A 1,321-nucleotide genomic window follows, 5' to 3' on the forward strand; every position below is an offset into this window, starting at 1 on the left:
GGCTCTGCCTCACTTTGTGTGGCGCAACTATCCTGAAACTGGAAAATTCAGGAGGGATAGTTGTGAGTTCGAAGAAGCACTGGTCGCCGGGCAGCGATGTTGCAGTTCAAAGCGTTGAACGAAGTGAATCCGGCGGGTGGATTGTATCTGGCGTCTTGGTACCCAACGGCATTTGCCCAGACTGTGGATTGCATTCACGCCGACGTCATGGCTGGCGGCGTCGGTGGCTGCAGGATTATCCCGCGCATGGAGACGCGGTAACGGTTGATCTCGCAGTTTGCCGTTGGCGATGTTTGGCGCCTGCTTGCCCGCGCCGGACTTTCTCGGACCAGATCAGCTCGATTGCGCGTCCATTTGCACGTCGTACTTCGCGTGTAGGGGATATTGTCGGCCATCTTGGGCATGCGACAGGCGGACGGCCTGCGGAGCGCTTGTTGCATCGTTTGGGCCTTGGGGTCAGCGATGACACGGTGCTCAGGCAGCTGAAAAGGTGTGCTCAAGGCACCACCGAGGCGCCGACAATCATCGGGATCGACGATTGGAGCTGGCGGAAATCGCAAACCTACGGCACGATCATCGTGGATCTGGAGCGTCGCGTGGTCATCGACATCCTCGAGGATCGAGATGTCGTCACCTGCACCAACTGGCTAAAGCGACACCCCGAGGTGGAAGTGATCAGCAGAGATCGGTGCGGTCTCTACGCCAAGGCTGCCCGGCAAGGGGCACCGCAGGCAAAGCAGGTCGCCGACCGGTTCCATATCGTGCAAAACCTGCGGCAGGCCATCGAGGAGCAGATGAACCTTCACGGCCGTGCCACCGGCAGGGCGCTGCTGTCCGACGCCGACAACATCACCGCAGCCGGAAGCCTTCTGAAGTCCCGCCTTGCGCACAGGACGTCCCGGGAAGAGATTTTCACCACCATCCATGCGCTCCGAAATCAGGGACTTTCCTGCAGCGAGATCGGGCGGCGAACAGGGTTTCCGCGTCGCAGCATCGCGAAATGGCTGCAGTTCGAAACACCACCGGACCGCAGGCGGGCCGCTTTGAAGCCGAGTTCGCCATGGTATTTTGAAGAGTTCCTGAGCCAAAGCTGGAAGGAGGGCATTCGAACTGGCAGCGCCCTTTTCAGTCTGATCCAAGAGCGTGGTTACGAGGGGAGCCAGTCGCATTTGCAGCGGCTGCTGGCGGGTTGGCGCAGAGCCGAACAGCAAGCGAGCGATCCCAAGGTAGAACACAAGATCCTGGAGCCGGTTCGGGACCCGGAAACGGGGCACGCGATCTCCCCGGTCATCGCGGCCGCGCTGTGCATCAAACCGCGCGG

1 protein-coding gene is annotated in these 1,321 nt (G+C 60.6%); it reads left to right on the plus strand.

Translation table 11 applies throughout. The features are described from left to right. Positions 1-140 precede the first annotated feature (140 nt). The coding region (locus Q1B16_RS22295) for an ISL3 family transposase (RefSeq protein WP_299794630.1) at positions 141-1,321 on the plus strand (1,181 nt) is incomplete at its 3' end.

Origin of the sequence: uncultured Marivita sp., from assembly GCF_947488135.1 — a bacterium.
Classification (GTDB): domain Bacteria; phylum Pseudomonadota; class Alphaproteobacteria; order Rhodobacterales; family Rhodobacteraceae; genus Marivita.